Origin of the sequence: Veillonella sp. ICM51a (assembly GCF_000524355.1) — a bacterium.
Classification (GTDB): Bacteria; Bacillota; Negativicutes; order Veillonellales; family Veillonellaceae; genus Veillonella; species Veillonella atypica.
Genome location: NZ_JAPX01000036.1, coordinates 1 through 23,510 on the forward strand (window position 1 = coordinate 1; position 23,510 = coordinate 23,510).

The 23,510-nt window shown below is 39.1% G+C and carries 25 protein-coding genes; all 25 read right to left on the bottom strand.

Translation table 11 applies throughout. The annotated features are described in order from the left end of the window. Positions 1 to 13 precede the first annotated feature (13 nt). Positions 14 to 1,000 (bottom strand): IS30 family transposase, encoded by a 987-nt coding sequence (locus tag HMPREF1504_RS06095; RefSeq protein ID WP_038122762.1) that lies wholly within the window; start codon positions 998 to 1,000, stop codon positions 14 to 16. A gap of 571 nt (positions 1,001 to 1,571) precedes the next feature. Beyond that, positions 1,572 to 3,005, bottom strand: a complete 1,434-nt coding sequence (locus tag HMPREF1504_RS06100) for a hypothetical protein (RefSeq protein ID WP_038124382.1) — start codon at positions 3,003 to 3,005, stop codon at positions 1,572 to 1,574. A gap of 443 nt (positions 3,006 to 3,448) precedes the next feature. Further along, positions 3,449 to 3,907 (bottom strand): hypothetical protein, encoded by a 459-nt coding sequence (locus HMPREF1504_RS10380; protein WP_038124384.1) that lies wholly within the window; start codon positions 3,905 to 3,907, stop codon positions 3,449 to 3,451. Positions 3,908 to 3,921: 14 nt separating this feature from the next. Further along, positions 3,922 to 4,311 (bottom strand): D-Ala-D-Ala carboxypeptidase family metallohydrolase, encoded by a 390-nt coding sequence (locus HMPREF1504_RS06110; RefSeq protein WP_038124386.1) that lies wholly within the window; start codon positions 4,309 to 4,311, stop codon positions 3,922 to 3,924. Positions 4,312 to 4,383: 72 nt separating this feature from the next. Beyond that, entirely contained in the window at positions 4,384 to 4,914 is a 531-nt protein-coding gene (locus tag HMPREF1504_RS06115) for a phage holin family protein (RefSeq protein ID WP_038124389.1), read from the bottom strand. A gap of 22 nt (positions 4,915 to 4,936) precedes the next feature. Beyond that, positions 4,937 to 5,995, bottom strand: coding sequence for a collagen-like protein (locus HMPREF1504_RS10450; RefSeq protein ID WP_198017406.1), 1,059 nt, complete (start codon positions 5,993 to 5,995; stop codon positions 4,937 to 4,939). 402 nt (positions 5,996 to 6,397) lie between these two features. After that, complete coding sequence (locus tag HMPREF1504_RS06130; RefSeq protein WP_038124393.1) at positions 6,398 to 7,231, bottom strand: hypothetical protein; 834 nt, start codon at positions 7,229 to 7,231, stop codon at positions 6,398 to 6,400. 1 nt (position 7,232) lies between these two features. Beyond that, a complete protein-coding gene (locus HMPREF1504_RS06135; RefSeq protein ID WP_156919367.1) occupies positions 7,233 to 7,547 on the bottom strand; it encodes a hypothetical protein in 315 nt (104 codons plus the stop codon). A gap of 56 nt (positions 7,548 to 7,603) precedes the next feature. After that, positions 7,604 to 10,834: a phage tail protein gene (locus tag HMPREF1504_RS06140; protein WP_038124400.1), complete on the bottom strand. Its 3,231-nt coding sequence runs from the start codon at positions 10,832 to 10,834 to the stop codon at positions 7,604 to 7,606. Then, positions 10,834 to 11,292 carry a C40 family peptidase gene (locus HMPREF1504_RS06145; protein WP_038124402.1) on the bottom strand — a complete coding sequence of 153 codons (459 nt, stop codon included), beginning with the start codon at positions 11,290 to 11,292 and terminating at the stop codon, positions 10,834 to 10,836. Before HMPREF1504_RS06145 ends, HMPREF1504_RS06140 begins: the two co-directional genes overlap by 1 nt. Further along, the gene (locus HMPREF1504_RS06150; RefSeq protein WP_038124405.1) at positions 11,289 to 12,140 is read right to left on the bottom strand and encodes a DUF2163 domain-containing protein; all 852 of its coding nucleotides are present in this window, start codon (positions 12,138 to 12,140) and stop codon (positions 11,289 to 11,291) included. The genes HMPREF1504_RS06145 and HMPREF1504_RS06150 overlap by 4 nt, the downstream gene beginning before the upstream one ends. Positions 12,141 to 12,144: 4 nt before the next feature. Then, entirely contained in the window at positions 12,145 to 12,711 is a 567-nt protein-coding gene (locus HMPREF1504_RS06155) for a DUF2460 domain-containing protein (protein WP_038124407.1), read from the bottom strand. A 1-nt stretch (position 12,712) separates the two neighbouring features. Further along, on the bottom strand, positions 12,713 to 15,937 hold the full coding sequence (locus HMPREF1504_RS10455; RefSeq protein ID WP_051411682.1) for a tape measure domain-containing protein: 3,225 nt from the start codon (positions 15,935 to 15,937) through the stop codon (positions 12,713 to 12,715). Between the two features lie 4 nt (positions 15,938 to 15,941). Next, positions 15,942 to 16,181 carry a hypothetical protein gene (locus HMPREF1504_RS06165; protein WP_051411683.1) on the bottom strand — a complete coding sequence of 80 codons (240 nt, stop codon included), beginning with the start codon at positions 16,179 to 16,181 and terminating at the stop codon, positions 15,942 to 15,944. 92 nt (positions 16,182 to 16,273) lie between these two features. Then, on the bottom strand, positions 16,274 to 16,663 hold the full coding sequence (locus HMPREF1504_RS06170) for a hypothetical protein (protein WP_038124409.1): 390 nt from the start codon (positions 16,661 to 16,663) through the stop codon (positions 16,274 to 16,276). A 29-nt stretch (positions 16,664 to 16,692) separates the two neighbouring features. Then, positions 16,693 to 17,166, bottom strand: a complete 474-nt coding sequence (locus tag HMPREF1504_RS06175) for a phage major tail protein, TP901-1 family (protein ID WP_038124411.1) — start codon at positions 17,164 to 17,166, stop codon at positions 16,693 to 16,695. Beyond that, on the bottom strand, positions 17,166 to 17,642 hold the full coding sequence (locus HMPREF1504_RS06180) for a hypothetical protein (RefSeq protein ID WP_038124414.1): 477 nt from the start codon (positions 17,640 to 17,642) through the stop codon (positions 17,166 to 17,168). Before HMPREF1504_RS06180 ends, HMPREF1504_RS06175 begins: the two co-directional genes overlap by 1 nt. A gap of 1 nt (position 17,643) precedes the next feature. After that, positions 17,644 to 18,024: a hypothetical protein gene (locus HMPREF1504_RS06185; RefSeq protein WP_038124415.1), complete on the bottom strand. Its 381-nt coding sequence runs from the start codon at positions 18,022 to 18,024 to the stop codon at positions 17,644 to 17,646. A 10-nt stretch (positions 18,025 to 18,034) separates the two neighbouring features. Then, positions 18,035 to 18,511 (bottom strand): hypothetical protein, encoded by a 477-nt coding sequence (locus HMPREF1504_RS06190; protein WP_051411684.1) that lies wholly within the window; start codon positions 18,509 to 18,511, stop codon positions 18,035 to 18,037. A 2-nt stretch (positions 18,512 to 18,513) separates the two neighbouring features. Further along, a complete protein-coding gene (locus HMPREF1504_RS10395) occupies positions 18,514 to 18,684 on the bottom strand; it encodes a hypothetical protein (RefSeq protein ID WP_156919368.1) in 171 nt (56 codons plus the stop codon). A 14-nt stretch (positions 18,685 to 18,698) separates the two neighbouring features. Beyond that, positions 18,699 to 19,619, bottom strand: coding sequence for a hypothetical protein (locus tag HMPREF1504_RS06195; RefSeq protein ID WP_038124417.1), 921 nt, complete (start codon positions 19,617 to 19,619; stop codon positions 18,699 to 18,701). Between the two features lie 26 nt (positions 19,620 to 19,645). Beyond that, positions 19,646 to 20,257, bottom strand: a complete 612-nt coding sequence (locus HMPREF1504_RS06200; protein ID WP_038124419.1) for a hypothetical protein — start codon at positions 20,255 to 20,257, stop codon at positions 19,646 to 19,648. 141 nt (positions 20,258 to 20,398) lie between these two features. Next, positions 20,399 to 20,629: a hypothetical protein gene (locus HMPREF1504_RS06205; protein WP_038124421.1), complete on the bottom strand. Its 231-nt coding sequence runs from the start codon at positions 20,627 to 20,629 to the stop codon at positions 20,399 to 20,401. Beyond that, complete coding sequence (locus tag HMPREF1504_RS10105; RefSeq protein ID WP_198017407.1) at positions 20,598 to 22,151, bottom strand: hypothetical protein; 1,554 nt, start codon at positions 22,149 to 22,151, stop codon at positions 20,598 to 20,600. The genes HMPREF1504_RS06205 and HMPREF1504_RS10105 overlap by 32 nt, the downstream gene beginning before the upstream one ends. Then, positions 22,084 to 23,505, bottom strand: coding sequence for a hypothetical protein (locus HMPREF1504_RS06220; RefSeq protein ID WP_051411686.1), 1,422 nt, complete (start codon positions 23,503 to 23,505; stop codon positions 22,084 to 22,086). The genes HMPREF1504_RS10105 and HMPREF1504_RS06220 overlap by 68 nt, the downstream gene beginning before the upstream one ends. Positions 23,506 to 23,510 lie beyond the last annotated feature (5 nt).

The window sequence follows — 23,510 nt, forward strand, 5'->3', positions numbered from 1 at the left end:
ATACCTTGAATTGTCAAGTCAAATGCAACTCTACTGAATGATAAACCTCGTATGGAGTTTTCCAATTTAAGCATTTGCGCGGCCTAAGATTTATTTCTTTCATTTTTGCTTCAACATAGCTATCTGATTGATTAATATCCACAGTTTTCGGGAAATATTCTCTAAGCAATCCATTGGTGTTTTCGTTTGTTCCTCTTTGCCAAGGATGATGTGGAAATGGAAAATAAAATTCTACTAAATTCAACTCCTGACTAATTTCTGCATGTTTAGAAAACTCTTTCCCTCTATCTGGAGTTATTGTTTCTAGAGGTTGATTTTTTAAAAGCTTAATCATCGCTTGTTTGACTAAAAATGCATTCTTTTTTGCAATTTTTTTACATAGCAGATACCTACTTTTTCGATCAGTTAATGTTACTAAGCAAGCCTTACCAGTCTGCCCCATAACTGTATCAGCCTCCCAATCACCTAATCGTTCTCGATTATTTGCAGGAGCTGGTCTATCTGTAATTAAATTACTAATTTGAATTTTTCCACGTCTTTCTTCATAATTTTTTGTATGACGACTTTTACCACGATGTCGTAGTTTGCGAACAACTCCTCTATTTCCATGTGATAATTCTTTTTCATCAAAACGACCATTATATATTTCCCTGTAAATTGTATTGTAACTAATAGTGAAGCTTGAATTTTCAAATTTCAATCGAGAGGAGATCTGTTCCGGAGACCATTGATGTCTCAAAAATAAATTCTTTACACATTCATATAGACTTGGATTATCTAGCTTTTTTCTTGGTTTACAATTAAAGCGTCTATTTTTATATCTGTCATGGGCTTCACAAGGTATGTACTCGCCATTTTGACTATTTCTTTTGATTTCTCTTGATATAGACGATTTATTTTTCCCAAGTAAAATTGAAATTTCTGTTTGATTTTTTCCTATATCAATAAAATGTTTTAGAATTTCGCGCTCTTTTAGTGTAAAATGAGTATAATGATTCATGGCTCCTCCTGATTTTTAGATGTCTTTGCAAACACTATTTTATCAGAAAGCCATGAATCTTTTTTAGTTGCACTTAGATTATAAATTCAAGACATTAAAAACAACTTGATACACCTTATTCATTTGAAAGTTCCCTCCTAAAGCTCTCACACTATAGTTGTTAAATTATTTTCTCTATCTCTATTTACGAAAATTAATATCACCATCAATATATTTGTTTATAATTCTAACGTCAATATTTTATTTATTTTTAAGTATATTTATAAAACAATCAAATATAAAATGAAGATATTTTTATGAGCAAAAAGTGAACCATCATCTATTTTTGGGCATACAAAAAAGACATGTTACTCTTCTCTCGTCTCTCTCGTAACATGTCTTTATTTGTATATAGATCTCTCGAACTATATCATATTGTATCTGGCTGAACTCTCTAATCCCTTTTTGACACGCCAGTATGTCTACAATTATTTTATATTTTAAAATAATTTATGTCAATAATTTATTTTTAGTTTAATAATTGCTATTTATAAAGAGATTAAATCAGCTACTTACAATATTAAATCTACAATTAACCGCGCTGACAGAAATAAATAATATAATTTTTCTCAGGGCTCACCGCTGCGCCCAACGCATATGGATGATTCCAATTACCACCAAAATCAAATAAATATATTACATAATCATCAGGTATTTCTACCGAATCTTCATTAAAAGAGAATCTATGTAAATATTGTTTCTGTAGTTTTCGATTCTCCGACTCTGTATAAATAGGATATTCCTTCTTATCTAAACCTACCATATCCATCTGTTTAGGTTTTAATCTATCTCGCTCAGCCTCTACTCTCTTTCGAGTTTCTATATAACGCTTATACTTAGCATCGCTACTTTCACCATCAATCTTGATCTTATTAAATTCAGTCAACACTTGATTCTCTAATTCATATATTTCATCAACAGATTTCCCAATAGGATTATCCACTAGATTTTGTACATATTTGCCCATAGGTACTGTTGTATTTTTTACAATAACTATCGATGTAGGCAGTAAGGTTTTCAAAGTATCTGCATACTCCATATTTGAATCAACATAGTTTTTTACATATACATTGGATAGATCAGATTTCGAAATGACAACTTTAGAATCTGTCCTTGCCTCATCAATGTAAGGCTTCAATTGATCTGGTGTACCACCAAAAGCCAGTTGTACATATGAACCACCTTGCAAGAACGGAGGATTACTATGCAGATGAATATTCTTTACAAAGCTAGGTATTTGTTTAGGAAACCCTGGAATCGTAGCAACTAGCTTATAATCCTTAGGATTATTAATAGGATACTCAATTAACTCTATGGGCTTAAAAAATGCCTCTATTGATTCTTTTATCTCCTCTTTAGTTCTAGCCGCATACAGATCATAAGATTTCCCTTTATTCTTTTCTAGAAAGGCTTTAAATTCTTTATCACTTGCTTTATTCTTATCTGCACGCGTTCTGTAAGATGGAATATTAACTGGATTCGTTAATTTAATTTCCCCATGTCCATTTTTTCTCATATAAGGACTTACGATACGTAATGGTTTATCTCTACTGCCATATCCATAGCCTTGCTTATTTGTTTCTAACGTATTATAGCGCGTAATTTGTTTGAGTGCCTTTTCATCCCGATCATTATAAAGGAGATCAAAAATTTGATACTCCACCTTCATATCTGACTTTTGTAGTTCTAATAATCGTTGTTTAGCTCGTTTCTGACTTTGTGCTTTCAATAACTCAATTTCTTCTGCTGAAAGCTTTCTTGGTGTTTTTGAATTGCCCGTCCCGACTCTTTTAAAAGCACCAGGAATAACTTCAACAAACTCTGACTTTAAAGAATCTTCAGATTTTATATTACTTTTGATTGTAATACTTGACGTCTGACTTTGATTTTCTACTGATGCAGCCAAACTAGATTGACAAGACAATGCTAGCGAAAGCATGCATAAGGCAATACTTTTTTTAATCATATCTCTCCCATAAAACTCTGCTCATACAGATATAAAAAAGGACCTACAGTGAACTGTAGGTCCTTATATTTGGTGCGGTTGGAGGGACTTGAACCCTCACGAGCGTACGCTCACCACCCCCTCAAGATGGCGTGGCATTTAATAAACATTTATAAAATCAAGGAATACAGCATTTATCAGCTTTTATACTACATATATAATTATATATTTTAGCATATTTTAATATAAGTTGATGTCAAAATGATGTCAAAAGTACAAAAAAAATAAGGGCACCTACTTTTATAGTAAGTGCCCTTTTTTAATAATCAAAAGTTGTCTGCATATCCACCTTTATGCAGTAAGGAGAAATGGGATCACCTCCGAATTATCTGCGTAAAGCACTAGCTAAGAAAAGTGCAGCATTGCTAATCGCCCATGTATCACGTTGGCGACGTAGCCTTTGTTCAGTTCTTCGGTTGTTCTTTAGTTCCGCTTTCAATTCGTTCAATGATACGGAGGCTTTCTCCAATGAGCTCGCTTGCTCGGTTATTACTTCCGAGGCTTTCGCCAACTCTTCGCCCTGTTTCTTGTTGATATTCTTCAAGGCGATTAAGTCCTTCTCCCTCTCTTCGTTGATAATCTTCAATTCTTGCAATTCGGTCGCCTGCTTGACGGTTAAGGCTTGTGCTTCGTTCAATGACAAGTTTGAGTTCTTGATTGAGGCGTCGGCTTCGATTAAGTTCGTTTTGAGTTTGTTCCAGTCTTTCAAGGGCACGCTGATAGTTTCCTCTTGCGGTGAGGTAGCCGTCGATGAGCTGGCATGCACCAATGATGAGCAACAAAGCACAAGCAAGCATAATAAACCGCTTAACAGTAATTTGAGATTTAACTGCATTGATGTAGTTCGTGATTTTCTCATACATATCTAGCCCCCTATTTAATCAAGATCATTCCAACGTGTTGCATACCCTCGCACATCAACATGAACGAAATCTTGATTATAATATCGTCCAATGCCGTCGGCACCGCACTCCTCGGCCACTTGTGCGAGGTAGTCAACGTTAATGCCGTCATAAGTAATATCGGCCGCTGTACCCTCAACGTGTTGAGAGTTAGATACACCACCGACTTCCTCATTGTGGATAGGGCAACGATAACCGCTTAATATTTCAATAGGCTGTCCAATACGTTCACGGATAGCGTCTAATACGTCAACGAGCCTTTTGTCAATGATGTGGTCTAAAATAGGATGTCCGTCGCTATCGTATCCATGACGGCCACACTTACAAGCGAATTCGTAATCATCAAAATATGTACCAATTTTCATTATATACACCTCTGTTTCTGCAATATAAAAACCACGCCCATGTATCGTGAGCGTGGCACAAACAACACTATATTATTTTTTGAGTATCATATCTACTCTTGCATGAACCACGTCGAGCAATCCAGATATGGTAGTATTTCCGCCGTCTCGCATGTTCTCGAGAATGCTCAATAGTTCTACTGAGCCGAGATATAACCATACGATATTGACGGCGAATGCATATTGACCTGCCATATAGTCAAAGCACCAAGCGGCGCCAGTGGCAAGGCAATATGTCAAAACTTTTGTAACGAAAGGCTTGCGCATATGCTTCGAGGATATTAATCCCGTACCCCATGCAGCTGGAATCGCTATATATTTGTCTAATGCGGTTAGATTATCAGCATTCGCCCCCATTTCTACAAGCATTTGATACGATATAGCCGCCCATTTTGTGATGAGGTCTAGGAATACCAATAATATGAATATACCTAGCACCTGCACATGTTTTAAGCCAATCATATATATCGCTACATCAGCGATTACGGCAAGCAAGGCTTTGAGTACAAACGAATCCGTCAGTGTCCGCCAAGCCTCGCCCATGAAATCAGTTAATTCTTGCATGTGTTCTCCTTATGCTAGCTAATTATTCATTATCTGGTGCGGTTTTGTAGAAGTTGCCGAACCCTACAACCATTCCGTCAAATGGCTCAGTCATTACTGCAAAATAGTCGGCTTTTATACGCTCTAATTCAACTCGTGGACGAATTGCTTGTTGCCCTAAAAATGTTACTTTACGAGATGCTCCATCGCCAACACTTCGATATACTCTTCGAATTACAGGTACAAATGTTTCTTTTCCAATTTCTCCATATTGGGCGTAAATCGTTTTGATATTAGGATTGCCGATAGTATTTAATGTAGCATACAGCTTATCAAGTGGAATTTTGCTAGTTTCCGCATACCCAATAATTTTGTTAGGAGAATTAGAAATAAACTTAAATTCCGTAACGCCGTCATACACCCAAGCAGGTCTATCGGAAATATCATAATTCTTATCGATGTTATCTGTTTGGTTGGTAAGGTCAATTGTTAACACGTTACCTTCTTTAAATACTGTAATTCCATTTTTGTCGGTAAATAGTAACTCCTTAATACCAGTAATAGTAATATTTGATACTTTTACCCCTAACATATTGAAATAATCAACTACAATATCAGATTTTCCATATGCTGGAATGGTGATATTTGCCGAGCCATTCACAACTTCTACAAGTTCGCCACCCTCAAGACTGACCTTATAATGGTCCTCACCTTGTAATGATAGATTTGTTTGTCCTTTTGTTGGTTGCGTAAATGTTAAAGGCTTAATGTCTGTCCGCGGGAACGGCTTACCCATATTACCAATTAATGCGGTGAGTACATCGTCAACGCTGGCACTTTCGCACCATACGTTACCTTGCAATAAGAGTTGATGTGCATTGTCAGCCGTAGCGCTTGCGCCGTCATCGCCCTTATCACCCTTAGGGCCTTTTAAGGCCTCTAACTGTTCGGCGGTGAAATCTGCATAGGTGAATGGGTCGCCCTTATCACCTTTAGGGCCTTGCTCGCCTCTTAACCCTTGTTCGCCCTGTGGCCCTTGTGGTCCTTGATTTCCTTGCTTTCCTTGTACGCCTTGCGTTCCCGGAATAACAATATCAATCACTTTCGGAACCCTTGCTTTAACATTTACATATTCAAAGTTATTTGTATCTTCCATAATTATTGCACCCCCTAATGTGCTGAAATATCATGAATGAATTTCATATCACCCATTACGATTTTAGTGACCTCGTTCCCATGAATAAGGAACACATCATATTGACCGCTCCTATAATTGCGGCCTATGTTCTTAGTTGCCTCGGCGGCGATTGTGCAGTACACGATGTTATCGTGAATTACACATTCAGCCTCGGCCAATAGCTTGCCCTGTAGGCTCCGCACTTTCATAATTGCCGTGCAGTTGCTTAAATCAAAATCGGCACTGACCTCGTAACCTCTACGATAGTCAGCGCCGATGTGTAATGTCTCTGGCTCGTTTCTTATAAGGTTCATATGCACCTCGCTATTAGATCATCATTATTTCAATAGCTGGAATATTTTGAGTTCCGTCAAGTTCGCAAATCAATACTTGCGTTGTTGTGATTGAGTTTTGTCTAATAACTCCGCCAGCATTTCCGCCGTACGTTGTTATAATATCAACGCCGTCGCCGTCCCAACTGACTTTATGAGCCATAAAGCCACTATCTGAACCAATAGCCGCCAATGGATAGGTAAAACTCAATCCAGCTTTTTTTATGCCTTGAAATTTAACCTTGCCGATTTCGTACTCTTCCTTAGATAAGAACGTAGCAGGGTAATCCTTATGAATAACTAACGCTAATCGCATTGTTAATAAATTGCTGTTAAATATAACGTTTCCATGCTTATCGTATATCTCCATACCATACTTATCTGTTTTAGGGATTTTGTTGGAGAATACAAGTATTTCCATAGTATCAGCAATCTTGCGAATGTTTTCAAGGCTATCCGTTGTGAATTGTACTCGCAAGTAATTAGTCCATTTCCCAGCACGAGTAGGATGTTGTTTGTTTCTTGTTTCTGCTATAGAAATATCTTTAATCGGCAAGTCAGAACTCATTGCATATACATAACTTTCATCTACTTGACGTTGCAATATAGGAATATATAAGTTTGCATGGTATCTGTGTCCATTTTGCAAGTCTTCGACACCATAGGTAATTCCATCGCCATTATACAGATAACTTGCACCATGCTCTATTTCTTGTGAGTTTTTAATTGGTATATTTTTTAAGCTGATTTTATGTTTTAAATATAGACAACTGTCGGTGTCATTGATTGTTACTATGCTATTGTTATTATGACTTTCAAAATGTTTCATATTACATCACCCCATAGATTAATGCTACTTTACAAGGTTTATTGACGTTATTAGGTGCTTTTAAATTCCACGAAATTTTACCACCCTCAACAACAATATTGTAATTAGGCCCGAATTCATACAAATGGTCGTCATTATCGCCTGCATAAGAATTTAAGTAATACCATATATGCTGGTCTTTGCTCAATTCGACTGTAGCGCTACCGCTTTCTTCAATCACGTCAAAACGTTTAACACCAGATACTTTTGTAAGTCTATCCGTTAAGCTAACAATTTGAACGCCTTTCTTATTAAATACTTGTAATCCAGCTGGCATGTTATTTTCACCCCCATGCTTAAATAATCGCTTAAATAACTTCTTGAAAAATGTAATTATTCCCATACGCCTAACCTCACTCGCAATTGATTGTCATCGTCATACACTTCAATAAGATTATCGTTAATTTCAACCCTTGCGCCACTTGTTTTAGTTCGCAATGTGCCGATCGTTGCGGTGATAGACGAAAGGCTATCCACCTGCATTTTATCAGCAGTAACGGCACCAGCCTGTATCATTCCTTTAGCGATGATATTGTTATCAAACAATGCCTCACCAGTAACATGTAATAATTTGCCGTCTATGCGTGTACCTGCTGGGCTTAGATTGATACGGCTCACCAGTTCAGCGCCGTCTATATTATTAATAGCTTGCGTTACTTTTAAATCAATACCGCTCGAAATCTGCGTGATTTGTGAATTTACGTTATTTTGATAGTCGCTCAAAGTGCGCTGGTACGCATTGCCAAGGTCGATTATCTTGCTATCCATTCCGTTGACTGCTGTCTTGACTGTTCCGACTTCGCCTTTTAAGTCATTTACCGCTTTGTCTATTCCTTCTAGGCCTAGGCTTTCCATGTCGAGTAGGGACTTATCGATTTTAGCTTTGATTGTCGCTAGTTGCTCATCGCTTCTAGGACCTTCACCGAATAGATCAACAAACGCAACCTGTACGGTATGAACACCACTTTCCAATGGTATTGTTGCTACGTTCGTTGTGAAGAAATATCGTGTACCGTCAACGTAAATATTAACGCCCTTACAACCTAATTTGATAGTATCGGTAGTAATGCCGATGCCATTTATCAAGCTAACAATTTTGATGTTAGATGGTTTAGGTGGAATAGGTACGTTATATGTCAATTCTGCCGGAGCGCTATACCCCTTTGTAGGGTTATGAGCATATAAATATACTTTTGCACTCCGTTCTGTTAGTAGAGTGCTTAAAGTAGTATTATTGCTTTTACCAATTAGCCCATACTCTTGACCTGGGTGCAGATCATATCGCAACTCGTAAAAATCAATATCAGCGTTACGCACCTCTAACCAATTAAAGGTGGCAACATCACCAAACGAAACGCCCAGCCCTTGCGGAGTATTAGGCACTTCTGATTTGAGCTCAACTAATACAGATTTGATAATGCCTTGTGAGTAGTTTCCATGACGGTCCTTTACTTTTAATCGCACCTCATATGTATGGCCTAATTCACAACCACTAATAACGATTTGATTATCACCATTACCGCCATACTTCCATTCGTTGGTACCTTCACGATACCATGCTTCGACAGTATCAAATGTATTAATAGTTGGTTGAGTAAATGCAGCCACTACATCAAATGACAATACACCATCGCCAATTTCGTAATACTTAGTAAATAATGCTAAATCGCTTACTTCCGGAATATAGTATGGTGTGATTGTATATGGGTATGCTTGCACCTCATCTAACCCTTGTTCGTTAGATCCATACATGTTAAACGACGTAAACTTAAAATATACCTGCTTTCCGATATCCTCTTTACGGTACGGAGCATGATATAAAGCCTCGTCAACTCTTACGAACCTAGCACCAGCATTGTGCGTTATATCGTTGGTTCCATACTGACCGCGTATAATTCCACCCAAAGCATAATCGCCATTAAGCTGCAATTGAGCTGTTTCATAAGATAGGCACTCGCCGTCAACCCAGCATAGAGTGTTGGCTCGTTCAGCATCAACATGACTGCCACCTTTTAATGCACCTTGATTAATTATCACATTAGCGGTGTTGCTTCCTTGTGTTAGGTTTGTTTTTAGCCTACCCATTCGAGCCTGTTGTGAGATATTGCCAATTCGTTTATAGTTTTCGTTATTGTCCGACAACCATATAGAACAGCCACCCCAATTAGGCTCTGAATTAACACCGATATATAATTCGTTGCCCCCTACATCACCTGGCGTTTGAATAATAGCCACGTCATTTACACTTGGAGCAGGCACATTATAATCAATAAAAGGTCGTTCATTTTCATGAACGTTATACTTTGCTGGAGCATATGTTCCTGGCGGCTTACCTTCTGCTGTAATTTCAAGTTGTCCATCTGCAGCTTCTGAAACAGACGTTATAACTACGATTTGTTCACGCAATCCGCATAACTCATCTGTGATTGTTACTAGGTCGCCTGGTTCCAATCTACAAAATGCCCAATCGAGATGGAATGTATATTGATTCTTTGCATATAGCCGTTTCATAGCAAGCTGTTCAGCGTAGTATTGAGCCCTTGACTTGGTATAGAGATAATGAGCGGACTTCTTAGACGCTGGTTTTAGGCCGTTCTTTTGCACGTCTGCTACTACCTCGAATGATACTGTTTCTTTCTCATAGCTATTAGCTCGATTAATGAACTCAACTGTAGCCTGATTATATGTTTCCGAGCTATCTTTTCGTTTATATACAATAAGTTGTCCATCGCTAGCCGGAATAAGATCATCTGCTGTTAAGTTATATTCAATTTGATTAGCTGGCGACCAATCGCCAATAGGCTTATCGGCTAATGGTACAATTTTCAAACGGTCTGTGCTCCAAAATACAAGACTATTTGTAATTTCAGCTATATCATTAATAACATTTTGAGCCTTTGAGCTTTTACTGTCCGGAGGGGTACTAATTAGAATATCTGCTGCTTTGCAGTAGGCACGATAATTTTCTAATCCGTCTATACTTACATCGTCAATGCCGATAGACTTTAACACATGCACAATATAATCGGCAGGGTTTACATCGATACCATCGCCAGTATCTAATAGCTTCCCTCTAATTTCAAAATTAAATTGAGGTAGGCTGCCTCGCTCCCCTAAATCGACTACACCAGCCATATATGCCAAGCCACTATAAGGCAATGCCTTTTCAGGGTGCTTGGATAAAACATAAGGCCACGGAGTTTGTCCATAATCACCGTTATATGCCGTCAGTTCGATTTTTTCGCTCGGATAGGTATATATCTCCTTGTCTCGCCAAACCTTCCCTATGCCAGCGATAGGACCTTCGCATAAGCCAATAGCACATGCTACTGTATAGGTATAGGTTATTTCAGTATGCTTTGAACCGCCACCTTTACCAGTTCTTGTCGTACTGCGATGTTCATGAGGTGTGAAATCGTCGTAGTAAATAATATTGCCACTCAATCGTGTAGTGCCTAACACTTCAGGCACTACCTCACCATATGAAGCACTGTTGATTTGAAAATCAGCAATCATATCGGCTCGATTAGTGGTATTTTTACCACGATTAAATAAAAAGCCCATTATTTACCGCCTTTCCTAAAACGATATACAGCACGCAAGCGACTTTTTCCTTTTGCGTCATAAAACAATACGTCGTCAATCGACGAAAGAATAACGCCCAAGTCAACGAACGCATGAATTACTAAATTGTTACCAATATAAATGGCACCGTGAGAAATACAACGTCCATATTGGTATAGTAGAAAATCACCAATACGAAGATCATCAAAAGGCACCTCGTCTGCTACCTGTTTAACATATTTCAGGTACTTTTCTTCGGAACGATGTAAATGCCATTCATTGGAATAGTTTTCGATGTTAAAATCTGCAATATTCATTAGGCCACTATCAACCACTGCAGCCACCAATAAATATGAGCAGTCTACCCCTTTGCCTTTCACCATAGCGTTATTTTGATACGGAGTGCCTAGCCATTCACATGCAGCATTTGCTATACGTTCACCTGTTGTTAATTTCATCGTATCGTCTCCTTTAAAGGAACATAAGGTGTCGCCCTATTCCGACTAAAATTATTGAATTTATTCTTACAAGTAGTCGGTGTTTTGTCGCACCCTGGATAGATATAAGCTACATCACCAATACGAGGTGATGTGTTCGTAGCACTCATATAAATAATGGTGCTATTTTTACTATCCATAATTTGCGTTGCTTGCCCTGCTAATGGTCCGCTTATCCATTCCATACCACCTGCTGTATAATAGCCGTCCTCAAATGGTATATCGATTTGCACGGTATTGGTACCAGTAACAGCCGTTACTTTTGCTTTCTTGCGATAAGCCTTAATATCGACACCGCACTCTTTCGAGTAAATACTATAAGGACATTGAGGATAATATCTTCGGTTTGGATATTCGATATTGAGCTTTTGTACAACTGACTTTGCACTAATCTTCAATATAAAGCCACCGCCCTGCGTTACTTCGCAAATTCCATGGAATAGGTCAATGCACTCAATCACCTTGCCAGCATCGTCAAAAAATGCACGGCGTAGATCAAGCGTTGCGCCGTCTAAACCACCATTATGAGCGACTTCCAATACAGGCACACCACCAATTTGGTCGTTTTGACTAGCAGTAATGGCTACGCTTAATTTATCAACGCTAACAGTACTGTTCGTAGCTATTTTTTCACGCGTAATAATAGGGCCATCACCTTTATAAGTGTGGCCCCCATAATTTACATCTGCATCGGTATCGGCCCAGTAATAGCTGATACCGCTTTTTAGTTTTAACTCGTATAAATCACACGACAAGAATGATTGAGATGTACTTAAATGATTGCTTAAAATCTGTCCGACTTCCTTCATTTACTCACCTCACTGTTACCAATTTAAAAGATTTAGACTTGAATATGTCTTTATAAATGATTTCGTCCGTATAATCACCGCTGAACATGACCTTCCAATAATATGTATAGTCAGCAGTAATAATCGCAGTCGGCGCTACTGTTACCCCTTGTGCTAACCTAATTACGCCCTTATCAGATACAGCATTTATCGGTGTCCCATTAGCGTATAATTTTAGGTTTTCGATATGTGCTACCGGTTCCCTGAAATCACCATACAAACGAACTGCTTGCCATTCAGATTGAGCTCCAGTGCCTAAACGAATGCCCTTTTCCTCAAAATCTTCTGGATCCAACCAAAGAAAAGGAACTGTACCACCTTTTACTTTTGCATAGAATCCCATGATTTGCTTATGCTCCTCTGGAGTTAATATTGCAAATTCAGTAGTAATTGTATATTGCGGATACTGCCACGTTGTCATGGTACGCACCCGACCGCTCCCAGTACGCTTTATTTTAGTATCCCATTTTTGAGCCTTCGTAGACTTCCACGCAAGGGATTTGATATCCGGAAATTTAATTAAATCTGCCATGCTACCACGTCCCCTCCGTTGCTATAAATTCCCTATCCTGGTTAACTAAAAACTGTCTTAGCGAGCGTCCTGCTGAATTTTCGAGCCATGTTCCGAACGATTGAGCGTCCATAGCAGATACGTTAAACGTAATACTACCAGCACCGCCACCATTGGCACGAGCTATACCGCCACCAATTTCGTCGTATGTACTTTCACTCAAAGGCAATACAGCTTCTTTGTATTTGCCTTCGCCAATCTCAGCATAAGTCGAGCCATAAGCCACACCACCGCTTGCCAGTTTAGGTAAAGATAGATTGCTACTAAATCCACTTGAGCCTGAGTTAAACATACCGGAGAACGCACTTTGTGTAGCTGTTTGAGCTGCACCAGCTGCCGTGTTAGCACTCCATGCAGCCATACCAGCGATAGCACTAGCACCACCTGTTGCCATGCTAACTTGTTGAGCCAATGCAGCCCATGCCGGATATTGAGCGTTAGCCGCAGCAGTACCAGTTGCAGCCTGTTGAGCTGCCAACATTTTGCCGAATACGGCTTGTTTAATTTGACCGGCTATCCATTGAGCTACACTATCAGCAATAGTTTTAAGAATGGCTTTGCCGAGATTTTGGAACGTTTGCATAAGAGTTGTTGTGCCTTGAATAAGCCCTGAAATAGAATTTTGAAAACTATCCAAGCCGGCTTGTGCAGCGTCAAACATAACTTGTTGTCCATTCCAATGAGCATCGAATACTGCTTCTTTCCACTCCTCAAGAAGCTGTTTTTTTAAGTCGTAGTGCTGTTGTTCTGCAATGTACTCATCTGTCAATGCAGCTTGAAGTGCCTCAAAGTTTTGAGTACGCATAGCCTCATCAATAGCATACTTTTCATTAACTAGATCAGTATGTTGTTGCAAAGCCTTTTTTGCATACTCGTCTTGTGCCGCTAACAACTCCTCGTTTTTCATTTTCTCGTAGGAGATTTGTCCGTCAGCACTCATTTCGAATTCAACACCTCGTTGTTTTAACAGATCAATATGATGTTGTTGCTCCATTTTGTCCATTTTCATGAACTTATCAACCATTTCTGCATAGCGGTCCTCGACTTCATCAATGGCGTTGGCATAATCTGTTGCCAACTGCACGGCAGGAGATACACTGCCTGTACTATCTTTGCTTGAAGTTTTAAACGCAAAGTCTTGTTGCATATCACGAATACCAGTTTCAATAGCTCGAAGTTTTGTAAATTCCTCTTGCTTAGCCTTGATACGTTTATCCGCATAAACATCGTTAAGGTTCTTTAAATCTTCTTGATAATTAACGTTAGCACTCTTTGATTTATTGAGCTCATCGAGTTCCTTTTTGTATTGCAATTCGATTAGTTCGACTTGATTGCCTTGCATTTCCAAGAATGATTGCAAGATTTTTTCGTGGACCTCTTTGGCCTCTTTTGCAAGATCCTTTCCGGAGTGGCCTTTACCACCTCCGCCACCTTTTCCACCTTTACCGGTACCAGCGGAACCGCCATCATCACCGCCACCACCGCCAACGTCTAGGCCTGTATCACCGCCACCGGATAAGCCTTGAGTTATTTGTGAAGCCATATTAACGCCAGTATTTACAATATCTTGTGCCGTTTCAGCACTGATTGTATCAACTTGTTGAATAGCTGTAAAAGATGTACCAAAGAATTTTGCTACTTTATCGCCTACGCTATTAAGTTTAGCAATTAACCAGTTAAGCCCTTCGATAATTTTATTCACACCCCAAACAGCGGTATGCACAATAGTTGAAAATACCGAACTTAACGTATTACCGAACCCATTAGACGCAGCAGATGCAGTCGCAAACACACCGACCAAAGTCATTATTACGGATATTAATATTCCGACTGGGTTTGCCTTCATTACAACATTTAATACACGCTGAGCAGTAGCTGCAGCTAATGTACTACTTCTTAAAGCTAGAAATAGAGATTTAAGGACAGTTGTCCCCAAAGTCAATGCGCCTATCGATAAGATAGTACCTTGAATAGCTACTTTAACAACAGTCATTGCTAACGCATATGCCCTGGTTGCAATCGCAGAGGCTACTTGTGCCGTTTTTAACGCTACGGTTTTTACTGTTAATGCAGCTGTTTGAGTGCTACATAATGCAACAGTCGCTTTATAAGTAATAAATGCCGTTGTAACACCTACAATGGCAGTGGCAACCCCTGGCATGGCAGTTCTAAATAGGTTGGCAAAGCTCGTAACAATATTCTTAGCTGTACCAATTACAACTGATAACGCACTAAATGCACCCCTTACAGTAATAATGGCTGCTTGTGCAGCAGTGCCAACCAAACGAAAGGCAATAGATAACCCAGCAAGTGCATCGTTTAATACACCCGAACTTGTCATGTTGCTTATTTCTTCCATAGCTGGTTGAAATGCAGCTATTAATTCATTCTGAACTTGCGTTCCTATATCTTGGAACGTCATAGGAATTTCTGCAAACTTAGCATTTGTTTCTTCTGCACTATTGAATAAGGCTTCCTTGATAATGTCAGCAGTAATGAGCCCTTGCGAACTCATTTCCTTCAATTGACCTACAGTCAAGCCCATTTCACTGGCAATAGATTGTGCTAACATCGGAGCGTTTTCCATAATTGAGTGGAATTCGTCCCCTTGTAGCTTGCCAGCTGCCATTGCTTGCGTTAACTGGTACATAGCTGATGTAGTTTCTTCTACGCTAGCACCGGAGATTTTGAACTGCTTATTCAACTGTTCAACAAAATAGATTGCTTCGTCATTAGATGAAAAAGCGTCTTTTGCAAGCATATTCAACTTAGCAACACTATCGGCCATATCTAAATAGCTACCACGAGAACGATTGGCGGCACTATAAATCTTGTCCATTATTTCAGCAGTAGACTGACTGCCGTCATTAATCAGATTGATACGTGCCCTAATTTGTGTAAGTTGGTCGGTGGTTTGAACAGCACTAACCGCCATATCTTTCATGGCACGTCCTGCAGCTTCAATCCCTATTGCCGCAGCACCAAATGCAGCACCACTTTTGGCAGCGTTCATGATACTAGGAATTTCTATACCGAAGATCTTCTGCGCTTTGCTTTTAACAGCCTCCATCGAAGCAGTAACGTCTTTTCCTAGTGCATTTTCCGCTTTCTTAGCCACTCTATCGAGTGCTTGTTCCGCACCACTAGATGAACCAACTATGCGTACATTGATTTGTGAATCTGCCATTTTCTTATATCTCACCTCCCGCCTGTCTAAATTCTTCCATGAATAACTTTTCTTCCGTTTTGCGTTGTGCCAACGTAATAGGGTGTAATTGCTTCATGATGTCCTCGACTTTTAACCGCTTATTGCCAGCAATATGAACGTTTGTCATTATGCACGTAAAATAAGCCTGTCTACGGTCCTCAATCTCCATTCGCAATTCGTACCCTTCCACCAGTTTGTAATATTCCATAGGGCTTAGTTTCATAAACTCCCAAGGCTTTAAATTTAGCGGACCATAAGCCGTACGCTCGGCCTTAGTTATCCATAAATTAAAAGAGGGGGCTGTATAGCCCCCTTCTAGTTTTTTGCTTCTGCTTCCTCTGCTTCTATTTCAGATTGTGCTTTTTCGTCAGCTTCTTCCGGAAACAATGCATAGTATGCAGCCTTACCAAAGACACCGCTACCAATTAACGCTTGAACGATTAATTCTACTAGGTCGCTATATTGAACCGTGCCTTCATCAAACAATTCTTGTAATTTATCTTGGTAATAGATATAATCACGCTTTTTGCCGTGTTGTTTCATACCAACTACGAATGCAGTAATAAGCTGATTAAATGTCATTGTGCCACTTTGTACAGCTTTAAAAATAGGTTCACCCCATAGCGGTTCAAGTTCAGCAATTCGACCAATCGTAAAATAAATTGTTTCGCCAGTATTAAATACATCACATGTGATTTTTTTCATGAGTGCGCACTCCTTAAATTAACTATAAATTATGGTTGTTTTAATTCGGACAATGGACCTACACCATTTAAGCTGCCTTTATACGTTGCCACATCGTCATGTGGTGTGTTCATAGACAATTCTGTAATGGAGCAAATACCTGTCATATATGCTTTATTAGGATATTCAATCTTAATGTTGATAAGATCATCGTTCAAGAATGCTTTTTCTAACAACTGCAATGATTCTTCGTTAGGCATGAGCAATGTTTCAAGGTCAATGGACCACTCTTTAAGCCCTGGAATAGTAGACTTCCAACCGTTAGTGCCTTTGTGAGATGCATCGATGCTATCAGCCTTACGAGATACATCACCTGTACGCTGTCCGCCTAATAAAAGCCATTCAGCACCTGTTGTTTCGTCGGTGCCAGTATTAACATAAATCAAATAATTTTTACCAGCAGTAGGCATTGCAGCCTGTTGCGGTTTATAAAGTTTTTTTGCTGTAGCTGGTTGAGCTGGCATTAGTAGATACCTCCGTTTGTTTCTTCATTCAAATTAATAAGGCGAGCCACAAACCTGTACTGTGTGCCAATCAATGGCCGTACTGAATCATGGTCGCCTACTTTACTTGTACATTTAATATCGATGATTTGATAGCCACTATCTTGCAAGATACATGCTTCCGGAACTAATCTGCCACATGAATTACGAAGATTATTCATAATCGCCTCGAAAGTATCCTCGAACTTAGCGATAACTTCATAACCTACGTTCATATCAGGGTCGTCATTCCGTCCCCATACTTCAATGTATAACTCTTGTTGCAATTCAGATTGAATGGTATTATCTCCCGGCGTTGTTTCTCCCCTAATCACCATAATTACGCCATTCGCATCGATATTTGCAGCTTGTGGCCTCATAGCCCCAAGAATAACATTGAAGCCTGTTCCGTGGCTATCAATTACATGTTTGATATGTTGCATGAGTTCGAGCCACATATTACCCCCTGAAAATTTCTACAGTTCGATACCTAGCATATTTAGTAGGGTCGCCTGTTAACTCTTCCGGTGTAATTTGCTTTTCGCACATTGTTATACGCTCATCGATATATTGCAGTTTTTTGCTATAAAAATCATCTGTTGAGCCGTCGCGAGTATATGCACCTGGTAACGCATAAGCCTTGTCAACGCACACAAAACGATATATATAGAGTTGCACTAATTCATCGACTAGATAACTTCTTACAATATCGCCCTCTAATACGCCAAGACGTTTTGCAAAGGCATATAATGCTTTTTCTGCACGTTCTACATGTTGAGGTAGAACCTCTTTGCCTAACAGCTCATCGGTGAACTGCATTTCTTCGTATTCATATAGCATTGTTACACCTCTAAATATCTATTCGAATTTCTTTTTCCTTAGCCCCAAGCCAATCGCTATTCGATAGATCATTAATAGCAAGCCCAGTGGCTTTTGAAAATGTATCAAATACATCATTACGTTTTCTTTCCAACGCTTCATATAAGAATGGGTCGGATTTAGTTCCTGGGTGGTGAACTTCCTTCGCGAAGAAAAAGCTATTACCAGCCATCGGAACCCAACGCAATGCACGTTTAGTTTTAGGTTTAATAATATGAGGTTTTGTACCTTGATGAACGAATATTCCATAAGGTGCTACCTGATTGTCAATGTACACTACCCCAATATTATTGCCATTATCAAAACTAAATTTTGTATCGACAGCCCTTTCCAATTGAGCGGTACGAGTTATAAAATCATGCTTTTGTTGTGCTTCATTTTGCACCATGAAGGTGCTCGATTTAACAGCTTGTCTGAGCCGTCTCTCGAACACCTCTTTAGGTAACATGATTACTCCTCTTTATCGGGCTCTTTATCGGGCTTTTTACCGCTACTTTTTTGCTTTTTATCATCTTTAACAGGCTCCAATTCTTCGATTGTAAAGCCTTCATCTTGTAAGCGTTTGATATCGTATTCTTCGCTTACATATTGTACTTCGTTTAATCGTACAAGACGTGCCATATTATCCACCTACCTTACGCACCAACGTTAACATGAATTGCAGCCAATCGATTTTTAGGAATCCATAAGTCATGGTATTTACGGTAGTCGATTTTCCAAGCGTCTGCTTTTTGGTTAATGTCCGGAGTAAATACACGTACTTTATCTGTTTTAGATACAGCAATTGGTGCACGTTGAGGCATGATAATCCAGTTAATTTCTTTGGCTGCTGTATCAGCTTTAAAACCGCCAGCCTCTTGACCGGAAGTTTTACCGTCGTTAAACACGTATTGTGTTTTCAAACGAGAGGACGGCACACCAAGAATAGGAATGTCATTAAAAGAACGAACTTTAGTGTTAATTGCACCAGCTGTAAATTGAGCTACGTTCAAATATTTATGGAATTTATCCGCATTATTCAAGATAGAACGCAACTTAGTAGACATACAGATGATAAGGGCTTCATCTTCACCGATTACGTCTTGAATGTCTGTAATTTCTGCGTCCAATTTATCAAGAATATCAGCAACAGTAGGTGTATAACCAGTCGTTACTTTATTTTCTGCAGTTGCCAACGCAGCAATTTTAGAATAACGATAGCTATCAATTTCAGGAATAACTTGTGTACGTTGGAATTCACCCATTACAGTGCCAGCAGTCGCAACGAAGTTTGTTTCGTTTACGTCCATAGAGTCGAGAGAGAATGTACGGCCGCGGTCTTGTGTCATTTTGTAAGGGTTAAATTTCAAAGTAACGGAACCACGATTGAAGCCTTCATCGCGATCATATTTCGCCATGCCTTGCATGCTAATTTCAGGAATGTGAACAGTATCACCGCCATCGTATTTGACTTGACCTGCGTTAACTTCCATAAAACCAGAAGTGGAACCAACTAACATTTGTTGGTCGAGTACAGTTTGAAACTGTTGAGAGTATTGTAATGTATTAACTGCCATGTAATTGACCTCCAATAATTAAATAATTACATTTCAATGCCTACAGCCTTAGCGAATTCAGCCTTAATTGCATCAGGACCACTGCCACCTGTACCACCTTGTCCGCTACCTGGATTGCCAGTCGCTTTGACTGCCCAAGTTTTACCCTGTAGCCATTCATTTGTACGGTCTTGAATAGTACCGATAGTGCCATCTTCTTTTTGATAGCCATAAGTGCCATCGTCCTGCACTTTAATGTCATTGGCAACTAATCGTGCAAACTCCTGCGGATCAACCGCATTAGCCTTTGTGAAAGCGTCCAATGTTTGTGCCATAATTTCAGATTGAATTCGTTTAGCTTCTGCTTCTTTTGCCTTAGTTTCTGCTTGTTCGAACTTGTCGCTCATAGCTTTTAATTGCTTTTCGAGTTGTTTGTACTCTGGCGAGTTAGAACCAGCCCCTGCTTGTTCTTCCAATTCACTAACACGAGTTGAAAGCGTATCACGTTCACCGGTTAACGTATTAATTTGACCTTGTAGCTTTTCTCGCGTTGTCTTAGCCTCATTATTAAGGCGAGACGTCTCCCCCTTAATAGCGTCGATAAGATCTTTGCCATTTTCCAATTGTTCGAGCGCTTGATAAACTTCTGCAATGTTCATGTGTAAACCTCCGTAAAACATGAAAATAAAAAAGGCGCAACAGGCCTCCGCCTAATTGCACCAATAAAAATACGCCCAATCATCACACATGAAAGGGCGTAAAATACTTATAAAAAAGAGTTATGCAACATTGCATAACTCTTAATACCAATATATTGTTTCTGTTTTAGGAAATGAATTCAAATTTCCATATTCTTCTAACTTATTCAAAGCATGTACTGTGTGCCACTCACTACCTTGAAGCGGACTTTTAACAATAGCTATATTGCTTTTTCTATCTAATTCTATTACTCCATATTCAGCATTAGCATTAGGGTGAAATTCATATTCCGCTTTTTCTTCATTTAGTTTTTTTAATATTAGCGCTAACATGATACACCTCTTTTCTAACAGCTTCTGCATAATTATATTTTTGTTCAGTTATTCTATGCGCTGTAGCATAATCTGTATAACCATAACGATGCATTAATTCATATTCTAACCGTTCATGTTTTAACATGATAATATCTCTTTTTAACGGAGTACCACTAATCAATCTTTGAAAAGATTGAGCCATTTGAAAATCTGGTTCAAATTTAGTGTTTCCTTCATTTAAATTATACATATTGTCAAATACATGTTCAATAACTTTTTCTATACTTTTACGGTGTATTTTACTGGATTTAGATATTTTATTAACTAATACAGTCCTGTTACTATTTCGTATAGTTTCATAAAAAAGTTTTGCATGTCTTTGCGCTTTTTGACGTTCATTGGCGTCTAAAGAAATATCGTTGATAGCTCCTGACAAAGCTCCATGTTCTTTTTTAGGAACCCTTGCATTGAATATATCAGACGTCCAGCCTCTTGCAAAGTTTTGCCAAGCGCCTTTGCCACTCAACACAGTATTTCGACCATTTACACCGAGTAACACTTCCTGATTTGGTTTAGTTAGCGTTTGAATGTAATCCAAGCCAGCTTGATTTATGCCCTTGTGCTGCTTATTCTCTTGAATGTCTAATTCTGTTAATGGTTGAATATGGCACATACAATGAGGGTGAGCAGGCAAGGTCGGTAATTTATCTTTAGGGTAAACGCCTTTGCCAAGTCCGTATAAATCAGCATTAGCATAAAAGTCGCAAATATCAAAGCGAGGGTGCCTTGCAGATAACCGCCATTTATAGGCTACGATATCATTATCATTCATGTACCTATTTACTTGACCGTCAGCATAAGCCCTCGCATTTTCTGTACGTGCTATTCTTTCAGCGTTATAACGTGTTTTTTCTTGAACAGCAGTTTCTAACGCTTTACTGATACGTTCATCGTTTCCTTTATCAATAGCATGGGTTAATTCAGTATATGCAGCCCTAACGCCTGGAGTGGTAAGCCGTGATACTTTATCACGAACACTACGCAGCACCTTGCGTTGTAGTTGTTTAGCTTCCGGTGTACTGCTACCAGTTATATTGAGCTTCGTAAGATCATTAATAAATTTAGGTAGCGAGGCTTCTGGAATAATACCACCATTGCCATACCCATCGAAGATTGACTTTGCAGTATCTCGTACAGCTTTATTTGTTTTAAACGCTTGCGTCAAAGTATCAGCAACGCTTTGTTTAACAGCCTTAGAACGACCATAAAGGCGACTAGATAATGTTAAATTATCAGCCGCCCAGCTTTCAGCCATTGCCATTGAAATACTTTTAGTGCTATACGGAACATCATTGCCATACCCAGCTATGAATGAGTTCGTCAAATCAGCCTGTAACGTAGGCTTCATTAATTGCATAACAGGATATGCCTCATAAGCCTTTTTAACAGCTTGTTTAGGACTATAACCTAATTTAAGGAGTTTCTTTAACTCTGCTTCGAAGTTGGTTATCGCCTTGTCTATCTCCTTCTGCGTCCTCATCTACTTCGTTCCCTTCATCATCATGATATGCAAGATCCTGTTCTTGTCGTTGAACAGCTTCTTCAATTTCATCAATAATTTTGTCGTACTCTTTAGGCTCAAGGTTAGGTACATAACTGTCTAATACCTTTTTGCCTGTTTCAACTTTCAAAGTATTACTGCCAAGGTTTAAATCGAGTACAGATTGAGATTGAGCGATAACATCGGCTACATCATTAATTTTAAAGTTGCGAGGATAATCACATTTATAACCGATATTTTCGCCGGTCCACAATTCATATAAATCAATGATGTCATATTCTGCATTTTCACATTGTACGGAGAAGTCAGCCAGCCGTTGGTTGGTTCGTTCAAAATCCCATTGCTTAGCCACACCGCTTTTTGACTCTTGCACACCTATTACTGAGTTAATTCCTGACAATCGGTACATATCATCTGTAAGCGTTTTAATTGTTTGTATCAGAATTTGTGCCGGTCCAATATCTGGTGCAATAAACGCAGGAGCATGCCCTGATTCCGCCGGATACATTAGCACATTGTTTGTACCTAGCGTAATATCGCCAATATTTTGACCGTTATCAGGCAATGTCAAAATACTAAACGTTTGCATGCTTAATATTTGAGATAGCAACGAGCATTGATGATATATTTGGTGATTAGTCCTTGCAATAGATAGAAATTCAGGGGGTGGCAATATATCTGTTTTCTTTGAACTACGTCCGAACCATTGCACGACAGGTATTCTACCGATATTATGCTCACCTTGTGCAATTACTTTGTTGTTTTCATCTTTTGTTACCCATGATGTTTTTGTCCATTCATGGAATTGTGTTTTTGCGGTTCCTTCCTCATCGAACACTTGAGATGTGTACGCAAATAATTCCAGTTCGCCTATTTCGCTAATCCGCCAATTATATACACATTTTGGTTCAACAGCATATAGGTAAGGGAACTGGCGTTTAGAGATCACATCGGCCATCGTTTCACCAAACTCTGTTACGTTATCGACAATGATATACATAACACCATACAATTTTGCTTGCGTTGCATTAAAACGCATAAATTCTTGGAGCGACGTCCCTAGCCTGTCTACGTTCTCCAAGAACGAAGCAAAAAGTTCGCTTTTATTATAGTCGCGTGATATTTCATCTTTAAAAATAGGGTCGACACTAGCATTGAGTATCGGCCCTGTATGGTTTAAATAATATGAAAGTTTTTGGCGGTATTTATAATTCTGTGAGCTTTCACGAGAATATTTAGGTAATGCACCACCATTAGCGAACATGCCTGTGCCATAATAAGCGTCATGCAATAATTCATATTCGCTATCTCTTGGATTTGATATAACAGCCATATATA